Raw genomic sequence first — 14281 nt, forward strand, 5'->3', positions numbered from 1 at the left:
GAGGTCCCGCACTTCCCGGTGGAGCAGCGTGCGGCGTCGGATGCGGGGCATCGCACGGCGGAGGGACGTCCGCATACGGGATGTACGGCGACGTTCCGACAACGCCGCGAGGTGCCGTAACTGTCGTCGCACGCCCGCCGGGAATCGCGGGACAGCCCTCAGGCCGGTGGGTGCTACCGCGGCCCCAGGGTGAGCACGCGGTCCACGCCGGCCGTCAGCTCCAGGGGAGCGGCGGGATCTCCGGCCGGGGTCCCGGCGCGTACGTAGCCCTCGCCCGTACGCAGGTCGACGCGGGCGTCGCGGGTGGGGCGCAGGACGGCGGTGGCGCCGCCGTCCGACCAGCTCAGGTCCAGCCGTGCGCCGAACCGGGTGCGCACCCCCCGCAGTTCGCCGGCCGGATACGCCGACGGGAGGGCGGGCAGCAGCACGAGGCGGCCGGGTGCCGACTGCACGAGCGACTCGATCACGGCGGCCGGCAGCGCGTGGGCGGCGTCCGCGTTGTAGACGTCGCGCGACGGGTAGTGCGAGCTCATCAGCGAGTCGTGGAAGTAGTCCCCGCCCAGCACCGCGTCCAGGGCGGCCGACACCCGTGCCGGGTCACGCAGCCGGGCCGCCACCAGGGCGTGGTGCAGGTGCCCGTGGGCGGAGTCGTTCTCCGAGCCGCGCAGCTCCAGGGCGCGGTGGGCGGCCCGAGCCGCGGCCGGGGTGTCGTACGGGTTGATCTCGTCCAGCGGCCACACCGGGTACAGGTGGCTGAGGTGGCGGTGGTCGTATGTCTCCGCCAGACCCGGCCACGCCCACTCGGCGAGGGCCCCGTCCTCGTTCACCAGGTGGTCGGGGAGCCGGCCGGCCAGGGCCCGCCACACGCCGGCGGACGGGTGGCCGGGGGCGTGCGCGGCGGCCGTCGTCAGGGCGTGACGGGCCGCGGCGACGTCCATCGTGGCATTGACCGTGACCCAGCTCGCGTTGGCCGGGCGGTTCTCGGGGGAGTACGAGGGGACCACGGCTACCCGGCCGTCCGGGCCCTCCCGCGTGAGGAAGTCCTCGTAGAACAGTGCCGCTTCGACGAGCGCGGCGGTCAGCCGGGCATCCGGGGTGCCCGTCGTCACCTCGGCGTGCTCCAGGAGCGGCTGCAGCAGCCAGTCCGCCCCGGCCGTCCACAGGTGCAGCGGATAGGCGCGCTGGAAGTGGCGTGTGTGACCCGACTCGCCGTCCGTGTGGGACGGCGCCACGATGCCGCGGGCCCCGAAGAGCGCCCGGGCGTTGTCCCGCCAGTCGGCCAGCTGGCCGTGGACCAGGGCGGCGTGGGCCTCGGTCACCTCGGGCAGCGCGGCGCTCGCCGCCGACGCGATCTGCAGATTGAGGTTGGCGTTCGTGGTGAACGCCCCCGACCACGCCGTGTCCCAGTCGCCGGTCCACAGCCCGGTGAGCCGGGGAGGCAGCAGCCCCGAGGAGGAGAGCAGGTGGTAGCGGCCCGCCGCGAAGAGGCGTTCCAGCAGCGCAGGGCTCTGCGGGACACGCAGCAGTTCGCTGCCGGGCAGCTCACGCTCGCGGCCGGAGCCGCGCAGGGTCAGCGTGGTACGCCCGTACGCCGCTCGGTGCACCGGCCGATGGCGCCCGAGCAGCGTGTCGTAGTCCTCGTCCGGCAGGGCGGTCCACAGTGCCGTGAGGTCCCGGTGGCCCCCGGTCCGGCGGTGGACCCGGGTCGTCAGGGTGAGGCCGCGCGCCCCCTCGACGCGGACGCCCTCGCCCGCCACCGACACCGTCCCGCCGTCCACGCGGGCCACGGTGACCCCGGTGTACGCGGTCGCGCTGCCCGGGTATCCGATCCGCAGCGCCAGACGCGCACCCTGCGGGGTCAGTACGGTCGTGCGGCCGACCGCCAGCCGCGCCGGGGCGCCGGGCAGAGCGTGGTCCAGGACGACGTGGGCGCGCGGACCGAGGCCGGTGATCTGCTGCACGATCACGTCGTCGGCCCGCGACACGAAGACCCGGCTGCGCCAGGCCCCGTGCGCCGCCGTCACCTCGCCCGTCGTGAAGTCGACCTCGCGCCGGTAGCCGGCCTCCGGCTCGTGCGGCCCCCGGTCACGGCGGACGCGGGTCTGGAACGCGGGGTGGAAGGGCTGCACCCACACGAGCGGCCGCCCCGCACCGAACTCCTCCGCCGCTGTCACGTCCCCCGCCAGCAGGGCGTCCTGGAGGCGGCCCAGCCGGTCCGCGAGCTCCGGCGGCCGGACGTCCTCGCTGCCGTTGGGCCGGACCAGGGTGTGATGGTCGACGATCACCCGGTCGTCCGCCGGGTCGCCGTACACCATGGCCCCGTGACGCCCGTTGCCGCTCAGGAAGGCGTCCTCCCAGCGGGCGGCGGGCGCGGGCTCCCACGTACCGTCGATCATGCCGGGGCGTCCCTGAGCGCGGCCACGCCGTACCGGCCCAGCTCCACCGCGCCGTCGTGCTCCGCGCCCGTGAGGACGTCGAGGTGACGGGCGGGCAGCTCCACCGACACCGGGGACCGGCCGTGGTTCAGCAGGAACAGCAGGGAGCCGCGCCGCACCGCCTCCACCCCGGTGGGCAGCCCCGCCACCACCGGGCGCACGCCCGCCCCCGCCGCCACCCGGCCGAGCAGGTCGCGCAGCGCCTCCGGCTCGGGAAGCGTCGAGACGTACCAGGCGGTGTCCTTGCGGAGCACCGCGGGAAGCCCGTCCAGTTCGCCGCCCCGGTACGCGGAGACGGTCTCCGCGCTTCCGTCGGGCTCCAGTTCCTCCGACCACAGGGTGCCTCGGAAGCCGTCGCACTCCGTCGTCGCGTCCGCGTCCAGCGGCCACCACTCGTGCACCGTGCGGATGCCGAAGAGCTCACGCAGCCGGCTGTCCATGCCTCCGGGCCTGATCCGGTTGTCGGGGTCCGCGACACCGGTGAAGAATCCGCAGACGAGTGTGCCGCCGCCCCGGACGTACGCCACGAGGCCGTCGATCGCCGCGTCGTCGAGCAGGTACAGCTGGGGCACGACGACCAGGCGGTACGCGCCGAGGTCCCCGTCGGGCCGGGCGAACTCCGTCGCGATGCCGCTCTCCCACAGGCCCCGGTGCCAGGCCCGCATCAGGTCGGGGTACTCCACGAGGGCGGACGGGCTGCCCTCCTGGGCACTCGCCCACCACGCGTCCCAGTCGTGCAGCACGGCGGCGTCGGCGTGCGCGGAGGTGCCGGCCACCTCCGGTCCCAGCAGCGCCAGTTCGGCGCCGATCCGCATGATCTCCCGGAAGGTGCGTCCGTGCTCGCCGGCGTGCGACAGCATCCCCGAGTGGAACTTCTCGGCACCCTGGCGGGACTGGCGCCACTGGAAGTAGCAGACGGCGTCCGCTCCCCTGGCGACCGCCTGCAGCGACCAGAGCCGGTTCAGCCCGGCCGGCTTGGGATGGTTGACTCCCCGCCAGTTGACCGGCCCGGCGGCCTGCTCCATCAGCATCCAGGGGCCGGCCGCCTGCCCGCGCGTCATGTCGGCGAGCATCGCGTTGTACTGGCCGCCCCGCGGGTCCGCCGGGTCCGGATAGATGTCGACGGAGACGATGTCCTCCTGCTCCGCCCACGCCCAGCCGTCCTGGCCCGCCCACAGCGGCATGAAGTTGGTGGTCACCGGGATGTGCGGGGTGTGGCGGGCGACGATGTCCCGCTCGGCGGTGTAGCACTCCATCAGGGCGTCGGACGTGAAGCGCTTGAAGTCCAGCACCTGTGCCGGGTTCCTCATGTACTGTGCCCGGCGCGGCGGCAGGATCTGTGCCCAGGTGTCGTAGCGCTGGCTCCAGAAGGCCGTGCCCCACGCCTCGTTGAGCGCGTCCACCGTGGTGTAGCGGGCGGCCAGCCAGCGGCGGAAATGGGCGGCCGTCCCGTCGCACCAGCAGTGTGTGCAGTACTCGTTGTTGATGTGCCACACGGTGAGTGCCGGGTGTCCGGCGTACCGCGCCGCGAGGTCCTCGGTGAGCGCGGCGGCGTGCCGGCGGTAGACCGGCGAGCTGGGGCAGAAGTGCTGCCGCGAGCCGTACGAGACCACGGTGCCGTCCTCGGCGCGCGGCAGCGTCTCCGGGTACAGCTCACCCATCCACGGTGGCGGTGACGCCGTCGGGGTGGCCAGGACCACACCGACGCCGTGCGCGTGCATCAGGTCCATCAGCCGGTCGAGCCAGCCGAACTCCCGCGCTCCTGGACGCGGTTCGATCATGGCCCAGGAGAAGACCCCGACGGTGACGGAGGTGACCCCGGCCTCCTTCATCAGCCGGACGTCGTCGGCCCACACCTCCTCGGGCCACTGCTCGGGGTTGTAGTCGCCGCCGAAGAGAATGCGGCCGCGGGTGGCGTCGTGCAGGGACGGCATGGACTTCTCGTTCCTCGTTCGGGGTCCGCGTACTGGATGCCGCGGCCGTCGGTGCCCAGGCGGACACGGCCGCGGATGGGGGGCGCCGGTGATGACCTCACCGGTCCACCCCCACCGGTGGGAGTCGTCGTAGAAGGGGGTCCACGTCCTGTCCGCGTCGTCCGGGCGCAGGACCGCCACCTCGTGGTGCGTGCCGGCCGGGTCGGCGGCCGGGGTGCCGCCCGCGGGGAAGGTCGCGACCCAGGCCCACGGCGCGCCACCGTCGGACGAGTGGGAGGCGGGGTGCTCCGTACCGTCCCCGTGGACGGACGACCGCAGCAGGATCGTCCCGCCGGCGGACACGGCCACCGGGCCCGCGGCGGGCGCGGCCATCGCCGGCTGCGGGGCGAACGGCTGACGAGGAGCGCATGACGAAGACCTTCCGGGGGTCCGGGTGGGCTCGAGGGCCCCGGGCGCGCCCGGGGGAGAGGCCGTACGGGAAGCGGGCTCAGCCCTTGACCGCGCCCGTGAGCATGCCCTTCTGGAAGTGCTTCTGGACGAACGGCGACAGCACGGCCACCGGGATCAGCGCGAGGACCATCACGGCCATCTGCACGGCGAGGCTGTTGATCTGGCCGCTGCTGACCGCCGCGCCCATGGCGCCGGGCGGCACCTGGTGCTGGAGGACCAGCTGGCGCAGGATCATCTGGAGCGGGTACTTCTCGCTGTCCTGGATGTACAGCATGGCGTTGAACCACTGGCTCCAGTAGCCCACCGCGTAGAACAGCGAGATCACCGCGATCACCGCCCGGGACAGCGGCATGACGATCTGCAGCAGGATCCGCCACTCGCCCGCGCCGTCGATCCGGGCCGCGTCGATCAGCTCGGGGGCGGTGTCCATGAAGAAGCCGCGCAGCACGAGGATGTTGAAGACGCTGATGGCGCTCGGCAGGATCATCGACCAGTAGCTGTCGCTCAGTCCGATGCCCGTGACCAGAAGGTAGGTCGGGATGAGCCCGGCGCCGAAGAACATCGTCGCCATCATCGTCATCAGCAGCGGCCGGTGCGCGAAGGAGTCCTTGCGGCTCAGCCCGTACGCGCACAGCACGGAGACCACCATGCTGAACACCGTGCCGACGACCGTCAGCCCGATGCTCACGAGCGCGGCACGGGTGACGGCGCCGCCGCTGAGGAGCTGCTTGTACGCGACGAAGGTGATGCCGTCGGGCCAGACGACCAGGCCGCCGGCGTCGTTGATGGCCTTCGTGCCGGAGAGACTGGTGACCACCACCACCCAGATGGGGACGAGGATCACCGCGCAGATCGCGAAGAGGCCGACGCCCTTGAAGGCCAGGCCCGCCCTGGTGGGCTCCTCCTCCCACACCGGGCGCGGTTCCACGCGCAGGGCACGCCGGAACGGGGTCTCCTCCCGTGCGGCGGCAGCCCGGGCAGGCGCCTTCCCGTCCTTTTCCATGTCCAGGAGAGTCGTCATTTCTTGGAGTACACCCCCTGCTCGCCCATCATGTGGGCGACCTTGTTGGCTCCCAGCACCATGGCGACGCTGAACAGTCCCTTGAAGATCCCGGCGGCGGCCGCGTAGCCGAAGTCGCCGGTCTTGATGCCCGTCCACCAGATGTAGGTGTCGAGGATTTCGGAGGCGCCCGCGCCGACCTGGTCGCGCTGGAGCAGGATCTGCTCGAAGTCCAGGTTGAGCGCGCTGCCGACCCGCAGCACCAGCAGCAGGGCGATGACCGGGCGCAGCGCCGGCAGGGTGACGTGCCACATGCGGCGCCAGCGGCCCGCACCGTCGACGGCCGCCGCCTCGTACAGGTCGGTGTTGACGGCGGCGAGTGCGGCGAGGAAGACGATGACACCCCAGCCGGCGTCCTTCCAGATCGCCTGGGAGGTCACCAGGAACTTGAAGAACCCCGGATCGGTCATGAGGTCGAAACCCTCGTGGCCGTGCTCGCGCAGCCACTGCGCGACCAGGCCCGCACCGCCGAACATCTGCTGGAAGACGGTGACGACGAGGACCCAGGAGAAGAAGTGCGGCAGGTAGACGATCGCCTGTACCCAGGCGCGGACCCGGGCGCTCATGATCGTGTTGAGCAGCAGCGCGATGGCGATCGGGATGGGGAAGAAGAGGAGCAGCTGGGTCAGGAAGATCACCAGCGTGTTGACCAGGACTTCCCAGAAGCGGTAGTCCTCGAAGATGCGGGTGAAGTTGTCGAAGCCGACGAACGGGCTGCCGGTGATGCCCAGGTCGTACACGTCGTAGTCCTGGAAGGCCACGACGTTCCCGAGCAGCGGGATGTAGTTGAAGAGCAGCAGCAGGGCCATGGCCGGCAGCGTCATCAGGATCAGCGTGCGGTCCCGCCGCAGGCGCAGGCGCCGGGTGATGCCGCCGGCGGGCGGCGTGCCGCCCCTCCCGGCGTCCTTCCTCCCGGCCCGTTTCCCCGCGGCCTTCGTCACGTCCGTCGCCGGGGCCCGGCTCGCGGGCGGCCCGCCCGCCCGCGCTCCGCCGTGCGCGGCGCTGTCGTCGTCGCCGGGACCGGGGTCCGGCCTCCGTCCCGTCGTGTTGTCCGCGTCGGTCGCCACCGTGGCCCGAGGCTTCACCCTGTGCTCCCCATGTCGTGCTCTCCGCCCCGGCCGCCGGGCTCCTCGCGCCCGGCGGCCTGTGTCGTACGTGTGTCCTGGGTGGCCGTACGCGTCAGACGCCGGAGCCGTTCTTGTCGAGGAGCTCCTGGTACCAGTCGCGGAGCTTGTCACCGCCGCTGTTCTTCCACGTCGTCACGGCGGCGTCGACGTCGCTCACCTTCTTGCGACCGCGGCGGATGTCCTTCTGCAGATCGTCGAACGGCGTGTACAGGGAGGCGAATCGCTGGGGCTCCACGACCTGCATGCCGAAGAACAGCGGCTTCCTGACGTGCGGGGCCTGGCGGGCCATCCAGCCGGCGTAGTCCTTCACCAGCTGCGGTTCGTCGGGGAAGGCGATGGTGTGGGGCGGGGAGGCGATGTAGAGGAGCGTGGCGGGCTGGGCCTCCTCGATGCCCTTCGGGGTGAAGGTCGGCACCCCGCCCTCGACCTTGTAGTGGGTGCCCTGGACGCCGTAGTTCGTGAGCATGAACTCCTCGGTGCCGTACGGGGCGGCGGCGAAGTCGGCGATCCCGAGGAACTCCTCGATCTTCTCCTTGGGCAGGTCCTTGTTGATGAAGGTGAAGATTCCCGCCGGGTCGTCCTGCCACAGGACCGGCTCGCCGCCGTCCGCGGCGAAGAAGTCGAGCGCCTGCATGTCGAACTTCGGGTTGGCGGCGGCCTGTTCGGTGACCATGCCCTTCCAGCCGCCGGTGCCGTCGTTGTACATGAGGACGTGGCCGCTGGTGAAGCGGATCTTGGAGTCGGCGTCCTTGTTGGCCTCGGCGTCCGGGTGGATGTACCCGCCCTCGTGCAGTTTGCGGGCGAAGGCCAGGGCCTCGCGGTACTCCTGGGTCTCGATCTTGTGGACGAGCTTGCCGCCCTCCAGCTTCCAGTAGTGCGGGGCGTCGGGCAGCAGGCCGAACACCTTCTGGATGCAGGTCCACAGGTCGTCGAAGGCCCACACCTTGCTCTTCGGGGCGGTGTACTCCTTGCCGAAGGCGAGCAGGTCGTCGGTGCTCGCGGGCAGGGCGCCCGAGCCGATCAGGTCCTTGCGGTAGAAGAAGGCGTTGCCGATGACCGGGTTGGGCATGGGCAGCCCGCGCAGCTTGCCGCCGAAGACGCCGTACTGCCAGGCGCCGGTCGGGATGTTCGCCAGGTTGGGGTACTTCTTGACGGCATCGCCCGCCAGGTAGGGCCCCAGGTCGGCGAACTTGGCCGTGATCGCGTTGCGGATCTGCCCCTGCATGTTCCAGCCGGGGATGGTCATGGCGTCCGGGAGGTCGGAGCCGGCCAGCACGGCGCCGATCTTGTCCTGGTAGGTGTTGCCGTCCTGCGGGTCGAAGCCGAGCTTCGCGCCGACCGCCTCGTTCACGGCCGTGTAGTAGGGGTTGTCCTTCTTGGGGACGGTGCCCCACAGCGGCGTCATGACGCGGAACGATGACCCCTTGCCCGGTACCGACTTCACCGAGGTGACCAGCGGGTCGGGCAGCTTGGTGAACCCGGGGCTCGAGCCGTTGACGCCCGGCACGTCGGGCTGGACCAGATTCGAGGGCACGTAACTCGGCAGGACCTTCTTGAGCGCCTTGCCCGTGGTCGTGCCCTCCTTGCCCGCTGAACCGGAACCGCTGCCGCCGCACGCGGCGAGCAGCGGGGCTCCGCCGGCCACGGCCACGGCGGCGAACGCGCCGGAGGCGAGGAAGCTTCTCCGGCTCGGGGCGGCGGAGGAGGAATTCGGCGTCATTGCGTCAACCCTTCGAGGCACACCAGGACGTCATGCGGCGGGCGACCGCCGTTCGGCTCCTGTGTCTGAGGTGGGGCGTACCGGCCGGGCCGGCTGGGCTCGTCCGGCCGAGATGAAGCGGCTTCCGCTGTCGAAGCGCTTCGATGTTGCAGCGAGATTAAGTGAAGGGTCCCGGACGCACAAGAGTTGGTTTCCAGATTCCTCCGACCTGTTTCCGAACCGTTTCCCGCTCGGCAATCGGCCCGTGCGCACGCATCCGGGAGCCGGACCCTTGACACCAGGGTGCGGGGCGCAGAGCATCGAAGCGCTTCGAAAGATCTTCCCTCCGTGTGCGAGGTCTTCGAGAAGCACACAGCCCGGAAACCTCCCACCTCTCCTAGGGGACCCGCACGTGACGGACCATCCGCTTCCCTTCCGCGACCCGCAGCTGCCCTTCGACCGGCGTGCCGACGATCTGCTCGGGCGGCTCACGCTCGAGGAGCGGATCGCGATGCTGCACCAGTTCGCACCCCCGGTGGAGCGGCTGGGGCTCGGGGCGTTCCGTACCGGACAGGAGGCCCTGCACGGCGTCGCCTGGATGGGACCGGCCACCGTCTTCCCGCAGGCCGTCGGTCTCGGCGCCACCTGGAACGACGACCTCGTCCGCCGCGTCGGCGAGGCAGTCGGCAACGAGGTCCGGGCCAAGCGCGCCCAGGACGACCGGGTCGGGCTCAACGTCTGGGCGCCCACGGTCAACCTGCTGCGCCACCCGCTGTGGGGCCGGGGCGAGGAGGGGTACTCCGAGGACCCGGCACTCACCTCCGCCATCGCCGTCGCCTACACCCGGGGCCTGCGCGGGGACGACCCCCGTTACTGGCGCACCGCCCCGGTCCTCAAGCACTGGCTCGCGCACAACAACGAGACCGACCGCGACATCGCGTCCTCCTCGGTGCGCCCGCGCGTCCTGCACGAGTACGACCTGCTGGCCTTCCGCGACGCGGTACGCGCCGGAGCGGTGGCCGGTGTCATGCCCGCCTACAACCTGGTCAACGGCCGCCCCAACCACGTCTCCCCGCTCCTGGGACAGCACCTGCGGAGCTGGACCGACCAGCCGCTCGTCGTCTGCTCGGACGCGGGCGCGCCCTCCAACCTGGTCGACTCCGAGCACTACTTCGACACCCATGAGGAAGCCACGGCGGCCTCCCTCAAGGCCGGCGTCGACAGCTTCACCGACCACGGCACGGACTCCACGGTCATGACCGGCCGCATCCGGGACGCACTCGCCAAGGGGCTCATCGACGAGAGCGACATCGACACGGCGGTCCGCCGGCTGCTCACCATGCGCTTCGCAATCGGGGAGTTCGACCCGGAGCTCGACCCGTACGCACAGGTGGACGACCTGGACACCGAGGAGCACCGGGCGCTCGCCCTGGAGGCGGCGGAGCAGGCGGTCGTCCTGCTCAAGAACGACGGACTGGTGCCGCTGGAGCCCCGCGAGGGCCGGACCGTCGCGGTGGTCGGACTGCTGGCCGACGCCTGCAAGCTCGACTGGTACAGCGGCACGCTCATGCACCGCTCGACACCCCTGCACGGTCTGCGCGAGCGGTACGGGGCGGAGAACGTGCTCTTCGCCGAAGGCGCCGACCGGATCCGCCTGAAGTGTGCCGGCGGCTGGCTCCGGGTGCCCGAGGCCGACGGCCACCGGGACGGAGAGGCGCGGGGCGCCGAAGGCGCCCTCGACCCCGCGCTCCTCGCAGGCCGTACCGACCTGCCCCCGCTGACCTGTGGAGAGGAGGCCACCGAACTGGCACTCGTCGACTGGGGCGACGGAGTCCTCACCCTGCGCACCGACGCAGGGTTGTACCTCTCCGTCGCAGCCGACGGCTACGTCAGGGCGTCCGCGGACGAGCCGGGCGGCTGGGTCGTCCAGGAGACGTTCCGCAGGGAGGCGGTGGAGGGACACGACGGCGGGCACCGCCTTCTGCACATCGGGACCGGTGGGTACGTCACAGTCGCCGCCGACGGTGCGAAGGTTGCAGTGGAGGGGCGGAAGATCTCCGCCGCCGAGGCCACGGTCTTCGAGGCGGTGACCGTGGAACGCGGCGAGGACGCCGTGGCCCGCGTCGCCGCCGCGGCCGACACCGTCGTCGTGATCGCCGGGAACGACCCGCACATCAACGGCCGCGAGACGGAGGACCGCACCACCCTCGCCCTCCCCGCCCAGCAGGACCGGCTGTGGCGTGCGGCCCACGCCGCCAACCCCCGCACGGTCCTGGCCCTGACCTCCGCCTACCCGTACGCGGTCACCGATGCCGCGGCCGAGCTCCCCGCCCTGCTCTGGACCGCCCACGGCGGCCAGGCGGCGGGCACCGCGCTCGCCCGGGTCCTCGCCGGGGACGTCTCCCCGGCCGGCCGGCTGCCGCAGACCTGGTACGCCGCCGACGCCGACCTGCCCGGTCTGCTCGACTACGACATCATCGGTTCCCGGCAGACCTACCTCTACTTCGACGGCACCCCCCTCTACCCGTTCGGGCACGGCCTCGGATACAGCGCCTTCGGGTACTCCGCGCTGCGGGCCGAGCGGGAGGGCGAGCGGCTGCGGGTGTCCCTCACCGTCACCAACGAGGGAGCCGTCGCCGCGGACGAGGTGGCCCAGCTCTACGTCCGGGCGGCGGGCGCACCGGGGGAGGGAGCCCCGCTGCCGGACCTGCCGCTGCGCAAGCTGGTCGGCCACCGCCGGGTCCACCTGGTGCCTGGAGCGGCCGAGACCGTCGAGTTCCTGGTGCACGTCGAGGAACTGGGTCACTGGAGCGTGGCCCACGGCCGCTGGACCGTGGAGCCGGGGACGTACGAGTTCCTGGCGGGTGCCTCCAGCGCCGACATCCGGCTCACCACCACGACCGTCGTCGACGGGGAGGCGTCCGGCCCGCGCCCCGTCCTCGTGCACGGCCTGGAGGCCGCCGACTACGACGAGCAGCAGGGCACGCGGATCCTCGACCGCACGAAGACGGAGGGGGACGCCGTCGCACCCGGAGGCGACGGACCGGGACAACTCCTGTACCGGGAATGTGACTTCGGTGACGGAACGGCGGCGCTGGCCCTGCTGGCGGCCGGTGAGGGCTCCGTCGGGGTACGCGTGGCCGGACAGGTGAGGGAGGTCGTGTTCCCCGCCGCCGGCGACCCGTACGACTACCACACGTTCGAGGCCGCACTCGACATCAGCGGCGTGCACGAGGTGCGCGTCACGCTCCAGGGCTCCGTACGCCTCGCCCGCATCGACTTCAAGGAATCCGCATGAAGTTCACCGACGGCTTCTGGCTCATGCGTGAGGGCGTGAGCGCCTCCTACGCGACCGAGATCCGTGATCTGCGGGTGGAGGACGACCGGTTCACCGCCTACGCCGCCGTCAAGCGGGTCGCCAAACGCGGTGACACGCTCAACACCCCGCTGATCACGGTGGAATGCTTCTCCCCCGCCGAGGGTGTCATCGGCGTACGCACCACCCACCACGCCGGCAAGGCCCACCGCGGTCCCGACTTCACTCTCCTGCCGGGCGACGGCGGCACGCCGCACGCCCGCACCCGCAAGGACGGGGCGGTCACCGAACTCACCAGCGGGTCGCTGACTCTGCGCATGGACGGTGACGGGCCCTGGGGCCTGGCCTTCCTCGACGGGGACGGGCGACGGCTGACCGGCGTCGACCCCAAGGGCACCGCTTTCGCCACCACCCCGGACGGCGTGCACCACATGATCGCCCAACTCCGCCTGGACGTCGGCGAGAACGTCTACGGTCTCGGCGAGCGTTTCACCCCGTACGTGAAGAACGGCCAGACCGTCGACATCTGGCAGGCGGACGGCGGCACGAGCAGCGACCAGGCCTACAAGAACATCCCGTTCTACCTCTCCTCACGCGGCTACGGCGTCTTCGTCAACCACCCCGGCAAGGTCTCCTTCGAGATCGGCTCGGAGTCCGTCGGGCAGGTGCAGTTCAGCGTCGAGGACCAGTCGCTGGAGTACTACATCGTCGCCGGGCCCACCCCCAAGGAGGTCCTGGCGCGCTACACCGCCCTCACGGGCCGGCCGGCGCTGCCGCCCGCCTGGTCGTTCGGCCTCTGGCTCACCACCTCCTTCTGCACCTCGTACGACGAGGAGACGGTCACCTCCTTCGTCGACGGCATGGCCGAGCGGGACATTCCGCTCAGCGTCTTCCACTTCGACTGCTTCTGGATGCGCGAGTACCAGTGGTCGGACTTCCTCTGGGATCCCGAGGTGTTCCCCGACCCGGAGGGCATGCTGGCCCGTCTCAAGGCGCGCGGCCTGCGCATCAGCATGTGGATCAACCCGTACATCGCGCAGAAGTCGGCGCTGTTCGCCGAGGGGGCCGAACACGGCTACCTCGTACGGCGGGCGAACGGCGACATCTGGCAGTGGGACCTCTGGCAGCCGGGCATGGCCCTGGTCGACTTCACCAACCCCGCAGCCCGCGCGTGGTACGACAGCAAGCTGCGGGCGCTGCTCGACCAGGGTGTCGACTGCTTCAAGACCGACTTCGGCGAGCGCGTGCCGACCGACGTGGTCTGGCACGACGGCTCCGACCCCGAGCGGATGCACAACTACTACGCCCAGATCTACAACCGCACCGTCTTCGAACTCCTGGAGAAGGAGCGTGGTGCGGGCGAGGCGGTGCTCTTCGCCCGGTCCGCCACGGTGGGCGGGCAGCAGTTCCCCGTGCACTGGGGCGGCGACTGCTTCGCCTCCTTCACGGCGATGGCCGAGTCACTGCGCGGCGGCCTCTCGCTGTCGCTGTCCGGGTTCGGGTTCTGGAGCCACGACATCGGCGGCTTCGAGGGCACCCCCGATCCGGCGGTCTTCAAGCGCTGGCTCGCCTTCGGCCTGCTCTCCTCGCACAGCCGGCTGCACGGCAACGTGTCCTACCGGGTGCCGTGGGCCTTCGGCGAGGAAGCCGTCGACGTGACACGGAAGTTCACGCTGCTCAAGCACCGGCTCATGCCCTACCTGTACGGGGTGGCGGCCGAGGCGCACCGCACGGGCATCCCGATGATGCGGCCCATGCTGATGGAGTTCCCGGGCGACCCGGCCACCCGGACCCTGGACCGGCAGTACATGCTCGGCCCGGACCTGCTGGTCGCCCCGGTCTTCACCGAGGACGGCCAGGTCGAGTACTACGTCCCCGAGGGCACCTGGACCTCGCTGCTCACCGGCGAGCACATCACCGGCCCCGCCTGGCGGCACGAAACCCACGGCTTCGACAGCCTGCCCCTGCTGGTCAGGGACGGCGCCGTACTCCCGTGGGGCGCCGACGACCGGCGCCCGGACGGCGACTGGCTCGACGGCCTCACCCTGCGGATCTTCGGCTCCGGCCCGGACGAGCGCACGGTCACCGTGCCGGACCTGACCGGCAGCCCGGCGGCGTCCTTCGACGTCGTACGGGACGGCGAGGGCACGCACGTCACGGCCCGGGGGACGGACCGCCCGTACCGCGTGACGCTGGAGGAGTCCGGGGCGGCGGGGGAGGGAGCCGGGGCGGTCTCCCTCGGCTGACCGTCCGTCCGGGC

The 14281-nt window shown here is 71.6% G+C and carries 7 protein-coding genes; 2 read left to right on the plus strand and 5 right to left on the minus strand.

The window, feature by feature from the left end:
- Window positions 1–173: 173 nt before the first annotated feature.
- The 5 genes from BA175_RS03650 to BA175_RS03670 form a co-directional block, all read right to left on the minus strand.
- Window positions 174–2396, minus strand: a complete 2223-nt coding sequence (locus BA175_RS03650) for a glycosyl hydrolase family 95 catalytic domain-containing protein (RefSeq protein WP_069169732.1) — start codon at window positions 2394–2396, stop codon at window positions 174–176.
- The gene (locus BA175_RS03655; RefSeq protein WP_069170312.1) at window positions 2393–4369 is read right to left on the minus strand and encodes a beta-galactosidase; all 1977 of its coding nucleotides are present in this window, start codon (window positions 4367–4369) and stop codon (window positions 2393–2395) included. Before BA175_RS03655 ends, BA175_RS03650 begins: the two co-directional genes overlap by 4 nt.
- A gap of 487 nt (window positions 4370–4856) precedes the next feature.
- Window positions 4857–5840 carry a carbohydrate ABC transporter permease gene (locus BA175_RS03660; RefSeq protein WP_069169733.1) on the minus strand — a complete coding sequence of 328 codons (984 nt, stop codon included), beginning with the start codon at window positions 5838–5840 and terminating at the stop codon, window positions 4857–4859.
- Window positions 5837–6964, minus strand: coding sequence for an ABC transporter permease (locus BA175_RS03665; RefSeq protein ID WP_069169734.1), 1128 nt, complete (start codon window positions 6962–6964; stop codon window positions 5837–5839). The genes BA175_RS03660 and BA175_RS03665 overlap by 4 nt, the downstream gene beginning before the upstream one ends.
- A gap of 94 nt (window positions 6965–7058) precedes the next feature.
- Window positions 7059–8726: an extracellular solute-binding protein gene (locus BA175_RS03670; protein WP_069169735.1), complete on the minus strand. Its 1668-nt coding sequence runs from the start codon at window positions 8724–8726 to the stop codon at window positions 7059–7061.
- A gap of 391 nt (window positions 8727–9117) precedes the next feature.
- Between BA175_RS03670 and BA175_RS03675 the strand changes: the two genes are divergently transcribed.
- The gene (locus tag BA175_RS03675) at window positions 9118–12003 is read left to right on the plus strand and encodes a glycoside hydrolase family 3 C-terminal domain-containing protein (protein ID WP_069169736.1); all 2886 of its coding nucleotides are present in this window, start codon (window positions 9118–9120) and stop codon (window positions 12001–12003) included.
- Window positions 12000–14267 (plus strand): alpha-xylosidase, encoded by a 2268-nt coding sequence (gene yicI, locus BA175_RS03680; protein WP_069169737.1) that lies wholly within the window; start codon window positions 12000–12002, stop codon window positions 14265–14267. Before BA175_RS03675 ends, yicI begins: the two co-directional genes overlap by 4 nt.
- Window positions 14268–14281 lie beyond the last annotated feature (14 nt).

The organism is Streptomyces griseus, assembly GCF_001715295.1.
GTDB lineage: Bacteria > Actinomycetota > Actinomycetes > Streptomycetales > Streptomycetaceae > Streptomyces > Streptomyces griseus_G.